This is a genomic window from Pseudoclavibacter sp. RFBJ3 (assembly GCF_002931375.1).
GTDB lineage: Bacteria > Actinomycetota > Actinomycetes > Actinomycetales > Microbacteriaceae > Pseudoclavibacter.
Window position 1 is genome coordinate 217,469 of the sequence record NZ_PSXZ01000003.1, and the last position, 15,218, is coordinate 232,686.

At 69.9% G+C, this 15,218-nt stretch carries 14 protein-coding genes; 7 read left to right on the forward strand and 7 right to left on the reverse strand.

Translation table 11 applies throughout. The features are described from left to right. Positions 1–34 precede the first annotated feature (34 nt). The gene (locus C5E07_RS03390) at positions 35–835 is read right to left on the reverse strand and encodes an IclR family transcriptional regulator (RefSeq protein ID WP_104298444.1); all 801 of its coding nucleotides are present in this window, start codon (positions 833–835) and stop codon (positions 35–37) included. A 103-nt stretch (positions 836–938) separates the two neighbouring features. Between C5E07_RS03390 and C5E07_RS03395 the strand changes: the two genes are divergently transcribed. From C5E07_RS03395 to C5E07_RS03415, 5 genes are read left to right on the forward strand one after another with little or no spacing between them, the layout of a single operon-like run. Further along, positions 939–1,925, forward strand: a complete 987-nt coding sequence (locus tag C5E07_RS03395) for a tripartite tricarboxylate transporter substrate binding protein (RefSeq protein ID WP_258063762.1) — start codon at positions 939–941, stop codon at positions 1,923–1,925. Continuing rightward, positions 1,922–2,560 (forward strand): tripartite tricarboxylate transporter TctB family protein, encoded by a 639-nt coding sequence (locus C5E07_RS03400; RefSeq protein ID WP_104298446.1) that lies wholly within the window; start codon positions 1,922–1,924, stop codon positions 2,558–2,560. The genes C5E07_RS03395 and C5E07_RS03400 overlap by 4 nt, the downstream gene beginning before the upstream one ends. Next, positions 2,560–4,077: a tripartite tricarboxylate transporter permease gene (locus tag C5E07_RS03405; RefSeq protein ID WP_104240575.1), complete on the forward strand. Its 1,518-nt coding sequence runs from the start codon at positions 2,560–2,562 to the stop codon at positions 4,075–4,077. Before C5E07_RS03400 ends, C5E07_RS03405 begins: the two co-directional genes overlap by 1 nt. Further along, positions 4,074–5,288 (forward strand): CaiB/BaiF CoA-transferase family protein, encoded by a 1,215-nt coding sequence (locus C5E07_RS03410; RefSeq protein WP_258063763.1) that lies wholly within the window; start codon positions 4,074–4,076, stop codon positions 5,286–5,288. The genes C5E07_RS03405 and C5E07_RS03410 overlap by 4 nt, the downstream gene beginning before the upstream one ends. Next, entirely contained in the window at positions 5,285–6,145 is an 861-nt protein-coding gene (locus C5E07_RS03415; RefSeq protein ID WP_104298447.1) for a citryl-CoA lyase, read from the forward strand. The genes C5E07_RS03410 and C5E07_RS03415 overlap by 4 nt, the downstream gene beginning before the upstream one ends. Here C5E07_RS03415 and C5E07_RS03420 read toward each other — a convergent pair. From C5E07_RS03420 to C5E07_RS03435, 4 genes are all read right to left on the reverse strand, one after another. Beyond that, on the reverse strand, positions 6,135–6,953 hold the full coding sequence (locus C5E07_RS03420; protein WP_104298448.1) for a carbohydrate ABC transporter permease: 819 nt from the start codon (positions 6,951–6,953) through the stop codon (positions 6,135–6,137). The two genes, C5E07_RS03415 and C5E07_RS03420, sit on opposite strands and share 11 nt — an antisense overlap. Continuing rightward, positions 6,950–7,864 (reverse strand): carbohydrate ABC transporter permease, encoded by a 915-nt coding sequence (locus C5E07_RS03425; protein WP_104298449.1) that lies wholly within the window; start codon positions 7,862–7,864, stop codon positions 6,950–6,952. Before C5E07_RS03425 ends, C5E07_RS03420 begins: the two co-directional genes overlap by 4 nt. 42 nt (positions 7,865–7,906) lie before the next feature. Further along, on the reverse strand, positions 7,907–9,265 hold the full coding sequence (locus C5E07_RS03430; protein WP_104298450.1) for an ABC transporter substrate-binding protein: 1,359 nt from the start codon (positions 9,263–9,265) through the stop codon (positions 7,907–7,909). Positions 9,266–9,375: 110 nt separating this feature from the next. Then, complete coding sequence (locus C5E07_RS03435) at positions 9,376–10,467, reverse strand: PfkB family carbohydrate kinase (protein WP_104298451.1); 1,092 nt, start codon at positions 10,465–10,467, stop codon at positions 9,376–9,378. A 123-nt stretch (positions 10,468–10,590) separates the two neighbouring features. Here C5E07_RS03435 and C5E07_RS03440 point away from each other — a divergent pair, with 123 nt between their 5' ends. Together C5E07_RS03440 and C5E07_RS03445 are read left to right on the forward strand one after the other, a co-directional pair. Beyond that, entirely contained in the window at positions 10,591–11,340 is a 750-nt protein-coding gene (locus C5E07_RS03440; protein ID WP_104240581.1) for a DeoR/GlpR family DNA-binding transcription regulator, read from the forward strand. Continuing rightward, complete coding sequence (locus C5E07_RS03445; protein WP_104298452.1) at positions 11,337–12,695, forward strand: 6-phospho-beta-glucosidase; 1,359 nt, start codon at positions 11,337–11,339, stop codon at positions 12,693–12,695. Before C5E07_RS03440 ends, C5E07_RS03445 begins: the two co-directional genes overlap by 4 nt. A 20-nt stretch (positions 12,696–12,715) precedes the next feature. Here the strand turns inward: C5E07_RS03445 and C5E07_RS03450 are convergent, their stop codons facing one another. Continuing rightward, positions 12,716–13,519 carry an SDR family oxidoreductase gene (locus C5E07_RS03450; RefSeq protein WP_258063764.1) on the reverse strand — a complete coding sequence of 268 codons (804 nt, stop codon included), beginning with the start codon at positions 13,517–13,519 and terminating at the stop codon, positions 12,716–12,718. Positions 13,520–13,801: 282 nt separating this feature from the next. Beyond that, a complete protein-coding gene (locus C5E07_RS03455) occupies positions 13,802–15,178 on the reverse strand; it encodes an MFS transporter (RefSeq protein ID WP_236558539.1) in 1,377 nt (458 codons plus the stop codon). Between the last annotated feature and the right edge of the window lie 40 nt (positions 15,179–15,218).

Sequence of the window (15,218 nt, forward strand, 5' to 3'; positions counted from 1 at the left end):
GGGGCGCTGGTCGTGTTCGGCCGCGCCCCCCTCTTCACTCGAGTGCCGGGGGCAGCCCGGTGCGCGGCACGTCGCGCACGCAGGCGCGCAGCGCGTCGACGAACTCGGGGATGCGTGCGTCGACGAATCTCGCGGTGGGCCCACCGAGCACGACGACGACGGGCTGCAGGTGCGGTCGCTCGGGATTCTCGGGGACGAGCATCGCCAGGCCGCTGTTGCCGGACTCCCGCTCGCCGTGGCTGAGCCCCCAGCCCCGCTCGCGGATCTCGTCGACCCGGTGTCGGAGGGCGGCGGTGTCGACGTCGATCGCCGGGTCTGCGTCGAGCTTCGCGAGCACGGCGTCGAGCATCTCCGGGCGCTCGCCGCTGAGAAGCGTCGTGGATGCGGCGCCGCGCCAGATCGGGAGCTCGTCGCCGACCTGGACCACGTGGCGGATGGTGTGTCGCCCGGGGGCCTGGGCGATGGCGACGCGCTTGAGGTCGCGGCGGACGTAGAGGCTCACCGTCTCGCCCGTCTGCTCGGCGAGCTCGCGGAGGCGCTCCAGTGTTGGGGCCGGAGCCGACCAGGCTGCCTTCGCGAATGCTCCCCAGCGGATCATGCGGGGGCCCACGCTCACGCGTCCGTCGGGGAGGAGCTGCAGCATCCGCTCGCCCACCAGGGTGTCGACGAGGCGCAGCACGGTCGTTCGCGGGAGCTCGCAGCGGCGGACGATGTCGGCGATGGCGAGCGACTGGCCCTCGTTCTCGAAGCAGTCGAGGACATCGAGGGCTCGGCTCACGGCGCGGATGCCGCCCGGTTCTGAGCGCTGGGCTGGTGCGTCTTCGGCGCTTGTCATGGGGTCTCCGGCTTCGGATCGTTTGCTTGCCCGGTCACACTAGCGTACCATCTGGTGGACAGATATGTCCGCTGTGTGGACAGTCAATCACAAGGGAGTGATCGTGACAGCAAAACGGAAGCTCATGGGCGCGGTGGGCATCGCCGCGACCATGGTGCTCGTCGGAGTGGCCGCGTTCGACGCGAGCCAGTCGACGACGGGGACCGACCCCAGCACCAAACTGACTTTCATGTCGCCCTCCGCCCCGGGCGGCGGCTGGGACCTCGCGGCCAGGGAATCGCAGCAGGCGCTCCGGGCCGGCGGCATCGTGAACAACGTGCAGGTCGTCAACGTGCCAGGAGCTGGCGGCACGATCGGCCTCTCCCAGTTCGTCGGCCTCGGCGCCGACCCGACCAACCTCATGATGACCGGCACGGTCATGATGGGCGCCATCAACGTCAACACCTCGACCGTCGACCTGTCGGACACGACCCCCATCGCGCGCCTCGCCGAGGACTACGAGGTCTTCATCGTCCCCGCGAACTCGCCGTACGAGACGCTCGACGACTTCATCGCCGACTGGAAGCAGAACCCGCACTCCGTCGCGATCGGCGGGGGAGGCGTCGGCGGGACCGACCACCTCCTCGCCGGACTGGTCGCCGAGGAAGCCGGCATCGACCCGGGCGACATCAACTACGTCTCCTACGCGGGCGGCGGAGAGGTGCTCACGTCGCTGCTCTCCAACACCGTCGCGATCGGGGTCAGCGGCTACAACGAGTTCAGCGACCAGATCGAGGCGGGCAACCTCCGTGCCCTCGCCGTCTCCGCTGAGGAGCCGATCGACGGCATCGACGTCCCGACGCTCATCGACCAGGGCGTGGACGTGCACCTCCCGAACTGGCGAGGCATCGTCGCGCCTCCCGGCATCACGGAGGCCGAACGAGACCAGCTCGTCGCCATCTTCGAGGAGATGGCCGCGACGCCGGAGTGGCAGGACACCCTCGAGCGCAACAGCTGGGAGCCGGCCCTCCTCACGGGAGACGACTTCGCCGCGTTCATCGAGGAAGACCAGGCGAGAGTCGACCAGATCATCGAGGAGCTCGGACTATGACCGGCGTCATCCCCACCTCCGCGTGGACGCAGCACGACACCACCTCCAGGCCAGGCTGGTGGCGTCGCCGAACGGGCCTCGTCGTGCCCGGCATCCTCACGCTGACCGGCATCGGCCTCACCATCGGCACGATCACCATGGACGTTCCCGGCAACGTCTCGCAGCCAGGGCCGCAGGTCTTCCCGGCCATCGTCACGGTCGCGGTCTTCGTGATCGCGGTGCTGCTGGCCATCGACGTGATCCGCAACCCGGAGCCGGAGCGCGTCGCCGAACCCGACCAGGCCGAGCTGCGCGGAGAGCGGCGAGTGATCGAGGAAGATCTCGACTACGACCTCGACGAGCTCGCCGTCGCCCAGGACCGCGAGCTGCAGGCCGAGCACATCCGCCCCCGCACCAACGTGCGCTCGCTCCTCGGCGCCCTCGGCACGACCATCGTGTTCATCGCGGCGCTCACCCCGCTCGGCTGGCTGCTCTCCGGAGCTTTCCTCTTCTGGGGCATCTCCCGGGCGCTCGGAAGCCGGCGTCCGTTCTTCGACATCTTCCTCGCCCTCGCGATGTCCTCCATCGTGCAGATCGCGTTCTCGATCGGGCTGGGCCTCAACCTGCCCCCCGGCATCTTCGTAGGAGTCCTCTGATGGATACGCTCGCCAATCTCGGGGAGGGGTTCCTGACGGTCCTCACCCCCATCAACATGCTGTGGGTGCTCATCGGCGCCGTGCTCGGCACCGCCGTCGGCGTCCTCCCCGGCCTCGGGTCCGCGATGGCCGTCGCCCTCCTGCTCCCCGTCACCTTCTCCCTCGACCCCATCGGCGCGTTCATCATGTTCGCGGGTGTCCTCTTCGGCGGACTCTTCGGCGACTCCATCGCCGGCATCCTCATGAACACCCCGGGCAACAGCACGGCCATCGCGGGCTCCATCGAGGGCCACATCATGGCCAAGAACGGTCGCGCGGCGCAGGCGCTGGCGACGTCGGCCATCGGCGCGTTCATCGGCGGCATCCTCGCGTCGATCCTCGTGGTCTTCTTCGCGCCCCGCCTCGCCGAGCTCGCGACCCTGTTCGGCCCCGCCGAGTACCTCGCGCTCGCCGTGTTCGCCTTCATCGCCATCTCCGCCGTCGTGACGCAGTCGATCATCCGCGGCCTCGCCGCCCTCGTGCTCGGCCTCGCGATCTCGGTCGTCGGCATCGACTCCATCTCGGGCGCCTCGCGCTACACGGCCGGCATCCCGGAGCTGTTCGACGGCATCGACATCGTCGTCATCACCGTCGGACTCCTGGCCCTCGGCGAGGTCTTCGCGGTCGCCGGCCGACGCGGCTACTCCGACGACACGGGGCTCATCCAGTCGAAGGGGCGCCTCTGGCTGTCCCTCCGCGAGCTCCGCCAGGCGATGCCCGCATGGCTTCGCGGCACCGCGATCGGGATTCCGTTCGGCATCATCCCCGTCGGCGGCGCCGAGGTGCCAACGTTCCTCGCCTACGGGACCGAGCGCAGGCTCGACAAGCGCCGGAAGAAGCCCATGTTCGGCCTCGGCGCCATCCAGGGCGTCGCAGGCCCGGAGGCCGCTGGCAATGCGACCGCCGGAACCGCGATGGGCGCGCTGCTCGCGCTCGGACTGCCGACCTCGGCGACCGCCGCGATCCTGCTCGCCGCCTTCCGGCAGTACGGCCTGCAGCCAGGGCCGCTGCTCTTCGAGCGGTCGAGCGAGCTCGTCTGGGCGCTCCTCGCGAGCTTCTTCATCGGCATGGTCGTGCTCCTCATCCTGAACCTGCCCTTCGCTCCGCTCTGGGCGAAGCTGCTCAAGATCCCGCGTCACTACCTCTACGCGAGCATCACGCTCTTCGCGATGCTCGGCGTCTACGCCACGAGCGGCAAGATCCTCGACCTCGTGCTCGTCGTCGTCATCGGCCTCATCGGCTTCACGATGCGGCGCTACGGGCTGCCGGTCGCCCCGATGCTCATCGCGATCATCCTCGGGCCGCTCGCCGAGACGGAGTTCCGCCGCGCGATGGCGGTCAGCGAGGGCGACCCGAGCGTGCTGATCGACAGCCCCATCACCATCACCCTCTACTCCGTTCTCGCGATCACCGTGGCGTTCGTCATCGTGCGCGTCATCCGCGCGAAGCTCGCCACCAGAAAGGAAGTCACGGTTTGACGGACAAGACATCGGGACCCCTCGCGGGGGTGCGCGTGCTCGACATGACCAACGTCCTCGCCGGGCCGTACGCGTGCTACCAGCTGGCCCTCATGGGGGCCGAGGTCATCAAGGTCGAGGTGCCGAAGGGGGGAGACCTCGCACGGAGCCTCGGCTCCGACTCGGAGCTGAACAGCGAGCTGATGGGGGTCTCGTTCCTGGCGCAGAACGCCCAGAAGCGATCGATCACCCTCGACCTGAAGTCGGACGGGGGCAAGGAGGTCATGCGCCGCCTGGTCGCCGAGGCCGACGTGCTCTGCGAGAACTTCCGACCGGGGGTGCTCGCGCGTCTCGGCTTCGGCTGGGAGGAGCTGCGCGCCATCAACCCACGCCTCGTGTACTGCGCGATCTCCGGATTCGGGCAGACGGGGCCGCTCCGATCCAAGCCCGCCTACGACCAGATCATCCAGGGCGGCTCGGGCATGATGAGCGTCACCGGCACGCCGGAGACCTCCCCGCTCCGAGCCGGCTACCCCATCGCCGACACGCTCGGCGGCCTCGCGGCCGCGTTCGCCATCACCTCGGCACTGCACGGGCGCGAGCGCACGGGCGAGGGATCCAGCATCGACGTGTCGATGCTGGAGACCGCGGTGACCGCCATGGGCTGGGTCGTCTCCAATCACCTCGTGGCAGGCCAGGTGCCCCGAGCGCTCGGCAACGACAACGGCACTGCCGCGCCGTCCGGCACCTTCCAGACGGCAAGCGGGGCGCTCAACATCGCCGCGAACAAGCAGGAGCAGTTCGAAGCCCTGACGCGGGTCATCGGGCGCCCGGAGCTGGCGGCGGATGCCCGCTTCAGCGACCGGGAGGACCGCAAGCGCTTCAGGGCCGAGCTCACGAGCGAGATCGAAGCGGCCCTCGGCGCCGAGGACACGGCCTACTGGGAGGAGCGGCTCTCGGCGGCGGGAGTGCCGGCGGCGGCGGTGCTCACGGTTCCCGAGATGCTCGAGAGCCCGCAGATCGTCGACCGTGAGCTCGTGCACGACCTCCCGTTCCCGGGACGAGAGGGGGAGACGCTGCGGGTGCTCGGCAACGGCATCCGCCTCGACGACCGCCCGAGCGCACCGACCATGCCGCCTCCGGGTCTCGGGCAGCACACCGACGAGATCCTGGGCGAGCTCGGCTACGACGCCGCGCAGATCCGAGCATTCCACGAGGAGCGAGCCGTATGACCAGCAGCGCCAGTCCCGCCGACCAGCCCACCGTCGCCGACACCACGGCGTGGTGGAGCACAAGCGTGACCCGGATCGCCCCGGGGGAGATCGAGCTCCGGGGGTATCCGATCGAGCAGGTCATCGGCAACGTCGGGTTCGTGAGCACGATCTGGCTGCTCACGACGGGGAGCTTGCCGAGCGCGACGGTCTCGAGCCTCCTCGAGGCGACCCTCGTCGCGAGCGTCGATCACGGCCCGCAGGCGCCCTCCATCGCGAGCGCACGCATGGCCGCCACGTGCGGCGTCGGCCTCAACTCGGCCGTCGCCAACGGCGTGAACGTCCTCGGGGACACGCACGGTGGCGCCGGCCAGCAGTGCGTGCAGCTGCTGAACGACCTCGTCGAACGCCACGAGACCGAGGGCGTCCCGCTGGATCAGCTCGCCCGTGAGGCGATCGCCGACCACAAGAGCCGGGGCGTGTTCGTGCCGGGCTTCGGGCACCGCTTCCACCCCCGCGACCCGCGGCGGGACCCGCTCCTGACGCTCGTGGAAGACGCGCTCGCCGCGGGAGATATCTCCGGGAGGCACCTTGCCGCCGGGCTCGCGGTGGAGCGGGCCCTGGAACGGGGGGAGCGGCGCATCCCCATGAACATAGACGGCATCTCCGCGATCGTCTACGCGGAACTCGGCGTCGAGCCGGAGCTCGCGAGGGGCCTGTTCGTGCTCTCCCGCTCCGTGGGGATCCTCGCCCATGCGTGGGAGGAGAAGCAGGCGGGCCAGCGCATCAAGGGGCCGCTGCCCCCGCCCCTCCTCGCCGACTACACCGGCGAGCCGAGTCGGGACGTGCCAGGCGCGCGCCGCCCAGCTACTCCCTGACCGCCCCCTCGAGCATCCCCTGGATGAAGTGCCGCTGCAGGAAGATGTAGAGCACGACGACGGGCAGCGCGACCATGATGGCGCCCGCCGCGAGCAGCGCGGTGCCCTGCGTGTACTGCCCCTGGAAGAAGGCCAGGCCCAGTGGCGCGGTGCGCACGCTGCCGTTCGGTGACATGACGAGGGGGATGAGGAACTCGTTCCAGGTCCACATGAACGTCAGCAGCACGAGCGTCAGGATGGCGGGCCGGCCGATGGGGACGAGCACCTGCCACAGGATGCGCATGGAGCCAGCCCCGTCGAGCTTGGCCGCGTCGATGAGCGCCTGGCTGGAGGAGCGGAAGTAGGTGCGCATCCAGAACGTGCCGAACGCGATCGACATGGCGATCTGCGGGAACGCGACGCCCCACACCGTGTTCGTGAGGCCCACGGTGCGCAGGTCGAAGTAGAGGGGCACGATGAACGCCTCGGTCGGCACCATGATGCCGAGCAGGAAGAGGTAGAAGATGGGCGTCGCGCCGCGGAACTTCATGGTGCCGAGCGCGTAGCCCGCGAGGATCGACGCGAGCACTGCGACCACGACCACGATGGCGGCGACGACGACCGAGGTCAGCATGTACTGCCCGAACCGCGCGACCTCCCACGCCGTGGGGAAGTTCTCCCAGTGGAAGACGCGCCCTTCCTGCGCGACGCTCGCGTTCTCCGGCCCGAACGCGAGCGTGACGATGACGCTGATCGGGCCGAGGATGACCAGCCCGAAGACGCCGAGGATCAGGTAGTTCGCGACCTTCTCGAACACGGAGACGTTCATGCGCGGTCCCCGATCCGGTTCACGACGAAGTTGATGGCGAACACGATGAGGGTGAGCACGGCGCCGACGGCGGTCGCGGCCCCGACCTCGCCAAGCTCGAACGCGCGCCGGTACACCTCGAAGCTTGGCACCGTCGTGGACGTGCCAGGACCGCCGCTCGTGGTGACGTAGATGAGGTCGAAGGTCTTGAGCGCCGCGACGATCGTGAGCGTCAGCGCCACCGTGATCTCGCCCCGCACCGAGGGCAGCGTGATCGAGAAGAACTCGCGCACCGGGCCCGCGCCGTCGAGCCTGGCCGCCTCGTAGAGCTCCTTCGGCACGCGGCTCATCCCGGCCATGAGCAGCACGGTCACGAGGCCGAGCGACACCCACGAGCCGATGAGCCCGACGGCCGGCAGCGTGAAGGTGTAGTCGCCGAGCCACGCCCGCGTCCAGCTCTCCAGCCCGACGAGGCGCAGCAGCCCGTTGAGGGGCCCGTCGGGCGCGTAGATCTGCCGCCACGTGACCGCGACGACGACCATCGCGATGACCTGCGGCAGGAAGATGAGCGTGCGGAAGAAGCCGAGGCCCCGCACCCGCGCCCGCGTGAGGATCGCCGCGAGCATGAGGCCCACCGCGAGGGGCAGGATCGAGTAGAAGAAGATCAGCACGAACGCGTGCCCGAACGCCTCCCGCAGCCGCTCGTCCTGCACGATCTGCACGTAGTTGTCGAACCCGACGAAGGTGGATGCGCCCAGCCCGTCCCACTCGAAGAACGAGAACTGCACGGCCCGGCCGAGCGGGAACAGCAAGAACGTGCCGTAGAGGAGGAACGCGGGCGCGAGGTACGCGAACGGCACCCAGGCGGGGGTGCCGCGGCGGGCGCCCTTCGCCTGGCGGCGTTCGCGCGCCGTCGCGCTCGGGCTCGTCATTCGGGGCGTCGCTCGGGCTGCGCGGGCGCCTTCGGGCGCAGGCTACTCATTCGCCGCGATGAAGTCGGCATAGTCGGTCTCGAGGGTCTCGGTGAACTGCTCCGGCGTGAGCTGCCCGTCGATGAGCCCCTGCAGGGACTGGCCGATGGTGTCGCCGAAGGTCGGCGTCGCGTAGTCCAGGTAGGGGAGCACGCTGCCCGACTCGGTGACCTCGCCGAACGCCCCGTAGATGTCGGCGAAGACGCCGGACTCCGGCGCGAGCTCAGCCGAGTTGTTGACGGGCAGGTTGCCGGTGTCGGCCAGGATCTGCATGGCCTCGTCGCTCGTCAGGAAGTCGATGTAGGCGGCCGCGACGTCCGTGTTGTCTGCCGCGGAGGTCATCGCGAACGGGAGTCCGGTGCCTCCGGTCGTCGCGAGCGCCCCGTCGCTCGTCTTCGGGACGAAGAAGCCGAGGTCGTCGCCCATGCTCGCCTCGAGATCGGCCGCGAGCCACGAGCCGCCGATGAGGAACACGCCGTTGCCCTCGGCGAGCGCCTGCCAGGCCGCGTCGTAGTCGGTGCCGTTCACGCCCGTGTTGAAGTAGCCGTCGTCGACCCAGCCCTTGAGCGCGGTCGCCGCCTCCACGTTCTCCGGAGTGGTCCAGCTCGCGCCGGGGTTGCCGAGCCCGAGGTTCGTGATGGTCTCCGCATCCACGTACTCGCCCTGGAGCGGGCCGAACACGTGGCCCGCCGGCCACTGCTCGATGTTGCCGAGCTGCATGGGCGTCTCGCCTGCGGCCTTCGCCGTCGCGAGCGCCGCCTCGAACTCGGGCCACGTTCCCGGCACCTCGACGCCGAGCGACGCGAGCTTCGCCTTCGAGTAGAAGATGCCGACGACCTCGCCGACCTGCGGCAGGCCGTAGAGGTTGCCGTCTCCGAAGACCTTCGCGTCCTCGCTGTACGTCGAGTACTGCAGGATCGACTCCTGGTAGCGGTCGAACCAGCCGTAGGCCTCCGCGTAGTCGTCGAGCGCGCGCAGCTGCCCGGCCTCGACGAACGCCCCCATCGTGTTGCGGCCGTTGTTGGCCTGCACGACGTCCGGCGCGTTCTCGTCGGTCAGGGCGAGGCGCAGCGTCGTCGCGAGGTCGTCGAAGGCCTGCGAGTTCCGCTCGATCGTGACGTTCGGGTACTTCTCCTCGAACGCCGCGTTCAGCTGCTCGATCTGCTCGTTCTGCCCGCCGCGCACCTCCTGGTCCCACACGGTCAGCGTGACGTCGCCGACCTGCGAGATATCGGTGCTGATCTCCGCCGTGGAGGCATCGGGGGCGGCCTGCTGGCCCGTGCCGGGCGCGCATCCCGCGAGGGTGAGCGCGAGTGCCAACCCGCCGGCGACCGCCGCGGTTCTCCGATGCTTCTCGTTCATGTTCGGCTTCCTTCTTTCGCTGAGGGTGCGTTTCGTGCGATGGGGGACCAGCGGTCAATTGTCGCGGATGCGGTGCCGACAGCCCGGCTGGGTCGGCTCTGGCGCGCCGGTCAGACTCCGGGGAAGTGGTCGACGAGGCGGAACGTGGCCTCCGCGCGGCGGACCGCGCCTGGGCGCTCCGACGGCAGCACGTCCTGCAGGAAGCCGTACCGCTCGGTGAGCTCGGTGTCTCCCGAGGCGCGCGTCGCATCCCACCAGTCGGCGATGTCGCCCCAGCCTGGGGCCGCGAGCGAGCCGCCGAACTGCTGCACGGCGAGGGCCGAGCAGAGCGCCGAGAACTGGAGGCGCTGCTCGAGCGGCCAGTCGCGCAGCGAGCCGAGCACGAAGGATGCGCCGAACACGTCCCCGGCGCCGGTCGCGTCGAGGGCGCGGACGGGCACGGCGGGAACCTGGACCTCTTGCCCCGTCGCGGAGTCGATGCCGATCGCGCCGTCCTTGCCGCAGGTCACGACGACGATGGGCACGTGCTCGGCGAGGGCGCGGGCCGCGGCGAGGGGTGAGCTGGTGCGCGTGTACTCGACGGCCTCCCGCTCGTTCGGCATGAAGGCGTAGCAGGACGACAGGGGCTCGAGCACAGCTCGGTCCCACACGCCCGTGTCGTCCCAGCCCACGTCGGCGAAGATCCGGGTGCCGTCGGCCGCCGCGCGCAGCCACCACGGCTCCTGCTCGAGGCTCGTCATGGCGCCGAGCTCGGCGAGCGCGGTGCGGCTCGAGACGCCGTCGCTGAGGAGCGCGTCGCTCGAGATGGGGCTCGGGTGCCCGTGCGTGATCATGCTGCGGTCGCCGTCCTGCGCCACGGAGACCGTGACCGCGGTATGCCAGTTCTCGAAGCGCCGCGAACGGCTGAGGTCGATGCCCTCGTGCTCCTCCAGCAGCTCCCAGCACCAGCGCCCGTAGACGTCGTCGCCGAAGACGGAGGCGAGCGAGGTGGTGAGCCCGAGGCGGCTGGCCGCGACGGCGAGGTTGGCGATGCCGCCCGGCGTCGACCCCATGCCCTCTGCCCACACCTCCGTGCCCGCGCTCGGCGAGCCGTGGAGGTCGGTGAAGACGATGTCGAAGAAGACGGAGCCCGCGAGGACCACATCGAATCGCGCACCATCGACCGAGTCGGTCGGGGGTGTGTCGTGATGGGCCGAAGCCATCGCGGCTCCTCTCGGTAGCAACAGCGGTGTTGCTCACACATCCTGCGCGGTGATCGTTCGTGCGTCAAGTCCCGCTCGTTCGTGCTTGCGACGTGCTCGTTGGTGACTGCTACGATGCCTCGCATGCTCACCACGACGCGTCAGGCTCGCATCCTGCAGTCGCTGCGCGCGGACGGTCAGGTCACGGTCGAGGAGCTCGCCGTCGAGTTCGGGGTGTCGCCGTCGACGGTCCGGCGGGACCTCAACGCCCTCAGCGCCGAGGGGCTGCTTCGCCGCGTCCGAGGTGGTGGCGGCGTCGAGCCCGACCGGGTGCCGTTCGCCGAGGTCGCGACCCACCAGAGCGCGCAGAAGACCGCCATCGCGGCGCGGGCCGCCACGCTCGTCCGGGACGGCGACGTCGTCCTCATCGACATCGGCACCACGACGGCGCTGCTCGCCAGGCAGCTGCGGGGGCGACGCATCACCGTCATCACCTCGAGCCTCGCCGTGGTGGACGCGCTCCGCGACGACGACGCCGTCGAGCTCATCGTGCTCGGCGGGGTCGTGCGGAAGAACTACAGCTCAATGGTTGGGGTGCTGACCGAGCAGGCGCTCGCGCAGATCCGCGCGACCGTGTGCTTCCTCGGCACGAGCGGCATCAGAGCAGACGGCACGATCTCCGATACGACCGGCACCGAGGTACCCGTGAAGCTCGCGATGATCGCCTCCTCGCAGCGCACGGTCGTGCTGGCGGATGCCACGAAGTTCCCTGGAGTCGGTCTGCTGAGCGTGTGCGGCGCATCCGCCATCTCCGCGATCGTCACGGAAGACCATGCGGACCCGGCGACGCTCGCCGTGCTGCGGACAGCGAAAGTCGAGGTGATGTTCTCGTGAAGCTCACGATCATCGGAGGCGGAGGGTTCCGCGTCCCCCAGGTGTTCGAGGCGGTGGCCTCCGACGAGGCGCCCGTGCGCATCGACGAGCTGAGCCTCTACGACGTCTCGCCGGAGCGGCTGGCGATCATCCGCGTCATCGTCGAGCGCATCGCGAGCGAGAAGCGCTTCGCGCCGCGCATCAGCGTCACGACCGACCTCGAGGAGGCGCTGCGCGGGACGGACTTCGTGTTCAGCGCCGTCCGCGTGGGCGGCACGGCCGGCAGGATCGCGGATGAGCGCATCGCCCTCGAGCTGGGGGTGCTCGGCCAGGAGACGGTCGGGCCTGGCGGGCTCGCGTATGCGCTGCGCACGATCCCGTTCATGGTCTCGCTCGCCGAGACCATCAAGCGGGTCGCTCCCGATGCCTGGGTGATCAACTTCACGAACCCCGCCGGAATCGTCACCGAGGCGATGCGGGGCGTGCTCGGCGACCGTGTCGTCGGCATCTGCGACACTCCGATCGGGCTCATGCGCCGAGCGGCGGCGGTTGCGGGGGCCCGCGTCTCCGCCGGCCTCGAGGGTCGGGGAGAGCCCTCGGATATCGCCTTCGACTACGTCGGCTTGAACCACCTCGGCTGGCTGCGCTCGCTGCGGGTCGACGGCGTCGAGCGCCTGCCGGAGCTGCTCGCGTCCGACACGTCCCTGCAGCGCATCGAGGAGGCGCGCCTGCTCGGCTTCGACTGGGTGCGGGCGCTCGGCGCCCTGCCCAACGAGTACCTGTACTACTACTCGTTCACGCGGGAGGCCAACGCCAGCATCCGTGCCGCGGACGCGACCAGGGGCGAGTACCTCGACGCGCAGCAGGGCGAGTTCTTCGCGAACCCGGGCGCCGACCCCTTCGAGTCGTGGATGCGCACCCGCCACGAGCGCGAGGCGAGCTACATGGCCGAGAGCCGCGAGGAGGGGGAGGAGCGCGAGGTCGAGGACGTCGCGGGCGGCGGCTACGAGAGCGTCGCGCTCGACCTCATGGCGGCTCTCTCCTCCGGGCGGCCAGCCACCATGATCCTGAACGTGCGCAACGGCTCCCTCGTGCCCGCGCTCCCCGACGACGCGGTTGTCGAGGTCGGCTGCGTCGTCGACGCCGATGGCGTGCATCCGTGGCCGGTCGCGCCCCTCGAGGGCGAGATGCTCGGGTTGATGGTGCAGGTGAAGTCCGCCGAGCGGCTGGTCATCGAGGCCGCGACGCGCGGCTCCCGCGAGCTCGCCTGGCGCGGCTTCGCGGCGCATCCGCTCGTCGACTCGGTCGGGGTGGCCCGGAAGCTCGTCGACAGGTACAGCCAGCACTTCGCCGGGATCGGTGCGCTGCTGCGGTAAGCCGAGCGTGGCGCGTGTCGTCAGCGTGAGCGCGAGGCCCGGCTCATGGCGCGCAGCAGCAGCTTCCGCGGGACGAGTTTCGAGGCGATCGTCAGGGACGTGTTGATCGGGCCGGGGACGACGGAGGGTCCAGGGTTCGGCTTCTTGAGTTCGCGGAGCGTCAGGCCGACGACCTTGCGGGCCGTCATCTTCGGCAGGCCGGAGCCGATGTCCTTGCCGGCGACCTCGAAGAACTCGGTTGCGGTGGGGCCGGGGGAGAGCGCGAGAACGCGCAGCCCGGTGCCTGCCGACTCGGCCCACAGTGCCTCGGTGAAGCTGCGGACGAACGCCTTGGTCGCGCCGTAGACGGCGAAGCCCGGCGTGGGCTGGTAGCCGGCGACGCTCGCGACGTTGACGAGGAAGCCGTCGCCCGCGCGCAGCTGCGCGATGAAGGTGTGCGTGAGGTCGACGAGCGCCGCGACGTTGAGCGCGATCTCGGCGCGCACCCGCTCGGGGTCCTCCTCGTGGAAGCCGCCGCTCGTGCCGAACCCCGCGTTGTTGATGAGGCTCGTCACGCTCACTCCGCGGCCCTCGAGCTCGGTCCCGAGTGCGGACGCGGCGCCCGGCTCACCGAGGTCGGCGGCGATCGTCGTCACCGTCACGCCGAACCGGTCGCGCAGCTCGGCGGCGAGGCTCTCCAGCTTCGATTCGCGCCGGGCCACGAGCACGAGGTCGCTGCCGCGAGAGGCGAGCTGGCGGGCGAACTCCGCCCCGAGCCCAGAGCTCGCGCCCGTGATGAGCACTGTCTGGGATCCGAAACGAAGGGGGAGCATCCGGGAAGTCATGCCGTCAATGTACGGGTGCGTGACGGTGGAAGCCTGCGCGTGGGCCCTGCCGTCCCCGCAGCTGCCGGGACGCGGTTCGGGGGTTGCCCGCCCGGGCACGCCCCGCTCCGCCTCCGTTCCACCTCCGCCGCGGCGCGGCCGGTTCTCCGCCGTCGCGCAGCCAGACGAGGAATGCAGGCCCGTTCGGAAACGAGCCTGCATTCGCCGTGGGGATGCGTTCCGCCTCAGCGGCGGTCAGCGGCGGTCAGCGACGGACTGCGGGGGCAGCGGAGTCAGCGCGGGTCAGCGTGCGCCGGCGGTCTGACGCGCCTCGCGCTTCTCGTCCCGATCCGTGTCCCTCGCCCGCATCGCCTTCTCGTCGTCGAGCCAGTTCGCGCCCTTGTTGTGGAGGAAGAAGACGTAGACGACGAGCGACGCGGCGATCGCGATGGTGACGTAGACGATGAACAGCGGCACCTGCTGCGCTTCGCCGGCGGCCGTGTAGAGGAGCGGCGCCGTGCCGCCGAAGATGGAGTTCGCCATGGCGTAGCCGAAGCCGACGCCGAGGGCGCGGATGTGCGTCGGGAACAGCTCGGCCTTCACGACGGCGTTGATCGACGTGTAGCCGGTGAGGATCACGAAGCCGCCCACGAGGATGCCGAACGCCGCGAACTCGTTGGTCTGCTGCGGCAGGTAGGTGAGCAGGAACCACGTGTAGAGCACGCCGCCCGCGCCGAAGAACACGAGCAGCGTCTTGCGGCCCACGATGTCGGACAGCCAGCCGCCGATGGGCTGCAGCAGCATGAGCACGGTGAGCGCGATGAGGTTCAGGATCGTGCCGGACACGACGTCGTCGCCCGCGAACGCCTTCTTCACGATGCCGGGGCCCGTGACCGAGTACGTGTAGAAGGCGACGGTGCCGCCCATCGTGATGAGGAAGCAGAGCAGCAGCGGGCGCCACTGGTGCAGGATGAGCTCCTTCATCGAGCCGGAGGAGCGGGACTTGCCGTCCTTCACCGACTCGAGCGCCGACTCGCTGAGCGACTCGTCCATGGTGCGTCGCAGGTAGAAGACGACGATCGCGGCGACGCCGCCGATCGCGAACGCGATGCGCCAGCCCCACTCGGAGATCGCCTCGGTCGGCATGGCCAGCACCATGATGAGGAGCGTCGCCTGCGCGAGCACGTGGCCGCCGACGAGGGTCACGTAGTGGAACGACGAGAGGAAGCCGCGGCGGCCGCGGATGGCCGCCTCCGACATGTAGGTCGCGCTCGTGCCGTACTCGCCGCCCGTCGCAAAGCCCTGCACGAGGCGGCAGACGATGAGGATGATGGCTGCTCCGGCGCCGATGACGGCAGCGGAGGGGGTGAGGGCGATGACAAACGAGCATCCGGCCATGATCGACACCGACACGGTGAGGGCGAGGCGACGCCCGTGGCGGTCCGCGAAGCGGCCGAAGAACCAGGCCCCGATGGGGCGCATCAGGAACGTGACGGCGAAGATCGCCCAGATGTAGATCTGCGAGTTCTTGTCCTCGGAGTCGAAGAACTGGAACTCGAAGTACGAGGCAAAGACCGAGTAGACGTAGACGTCGTACCACTCGACGAGGTTGCCGGCCGAGCCCTTCAGGGTGTTGGAAACCGAGCGGCGCAGGCTGCCCGGCACTTGTGTCGTCGTCATTGACTTCTCCATCGTCGTTGATCTTCATCTGCCAGCAGGC

What these genes read in the sequence shown, in the direction of transcription:
- C5E07_RS03390 (WP_104298444.1), bottom strand. Translation starts at nt 835, where the DNA reads ATGACAAGCGCCGAAGACGCACCAGCCCAGCGCTCAGAACCGGGCGGC.
- C5E07_RS03400 (WP_104298446.1), top strand. Translation starts at nt 1,922, where the DNA reads ATGACCGGCGTCATCCCCACCTCCGCGTGGACGCAGCACGACACCACC.
- C5E07_RS03405 (WP_104240575.1), top strand. Translation starts at nt 2,560, where the DNA reads ATGGATACGCTCGCCAATCTCGGGGAGGGGTTCCTGACGGTCCTCACC.
- C5E07_RS03415 (WP_104298447.1), top strand. Translation starts at nt 5,285, where the DNA reads ATGACCAGCAGCGCCAGTCCCGCCGACCAGCCCACCGTCGCCGACACC.
- C5E07_RS03420 (WP_104298448.1), bottom strand. Translation starts at nt 6,953, where the DNA reads ATGAACGTCTCCGTGTTCGAGAAGGTCGCGAACTACCTGATCCTCGGC.
- C5E07_RS03425 (WP_104298449.1), bottom strand. Translation starts at nt 7,864, where the DNA reads ATGACGAGCCCGAGCGCGACGGCGCGCGAACGCCGCCAGGCGAAGGGC.
- C5E07_RS03430 (WP_104298450.1), bottom strand. Translation starts at nt 9,265, where the DNA reads ATGAACGAGAAGCATCGGAGAACCGCGGCGGTCGCCGGCGGGTTGGCA.
- C5E07_RS03435 (WP_104298451.1), bottom strand. Translation starts at nt 10,467, where the DNA reads ATGGCTTCGGCCCATCACGACACACCCCCGACCGACTCGGTCGATGGT.
- C5E07_RS03440 (WP_104240581.1), top strand. Translation starts at nt 10,591, where the DNA reads ATGCTCACCACGACGCGTCAGGCTCGCATCCTGCAGTCGCTGCGCGCG.
- C5E07_RS03450 (WP_258063764.1), bottom strand. Translation starts at nt 13,519, where the DNA reads ATGACTTCCCGGATGCTCCCCCTTCGTTTCGGATCCCAGACAGTGCTC.
- C5E07_RS03455 (WP_236558539.1), bottom strand. Translation starts at nt 15,178, where the DNA reads ATGACGACGACACAAGTGCCGGGCAGCCTGCGCCGCTCGGTTTCCAAC.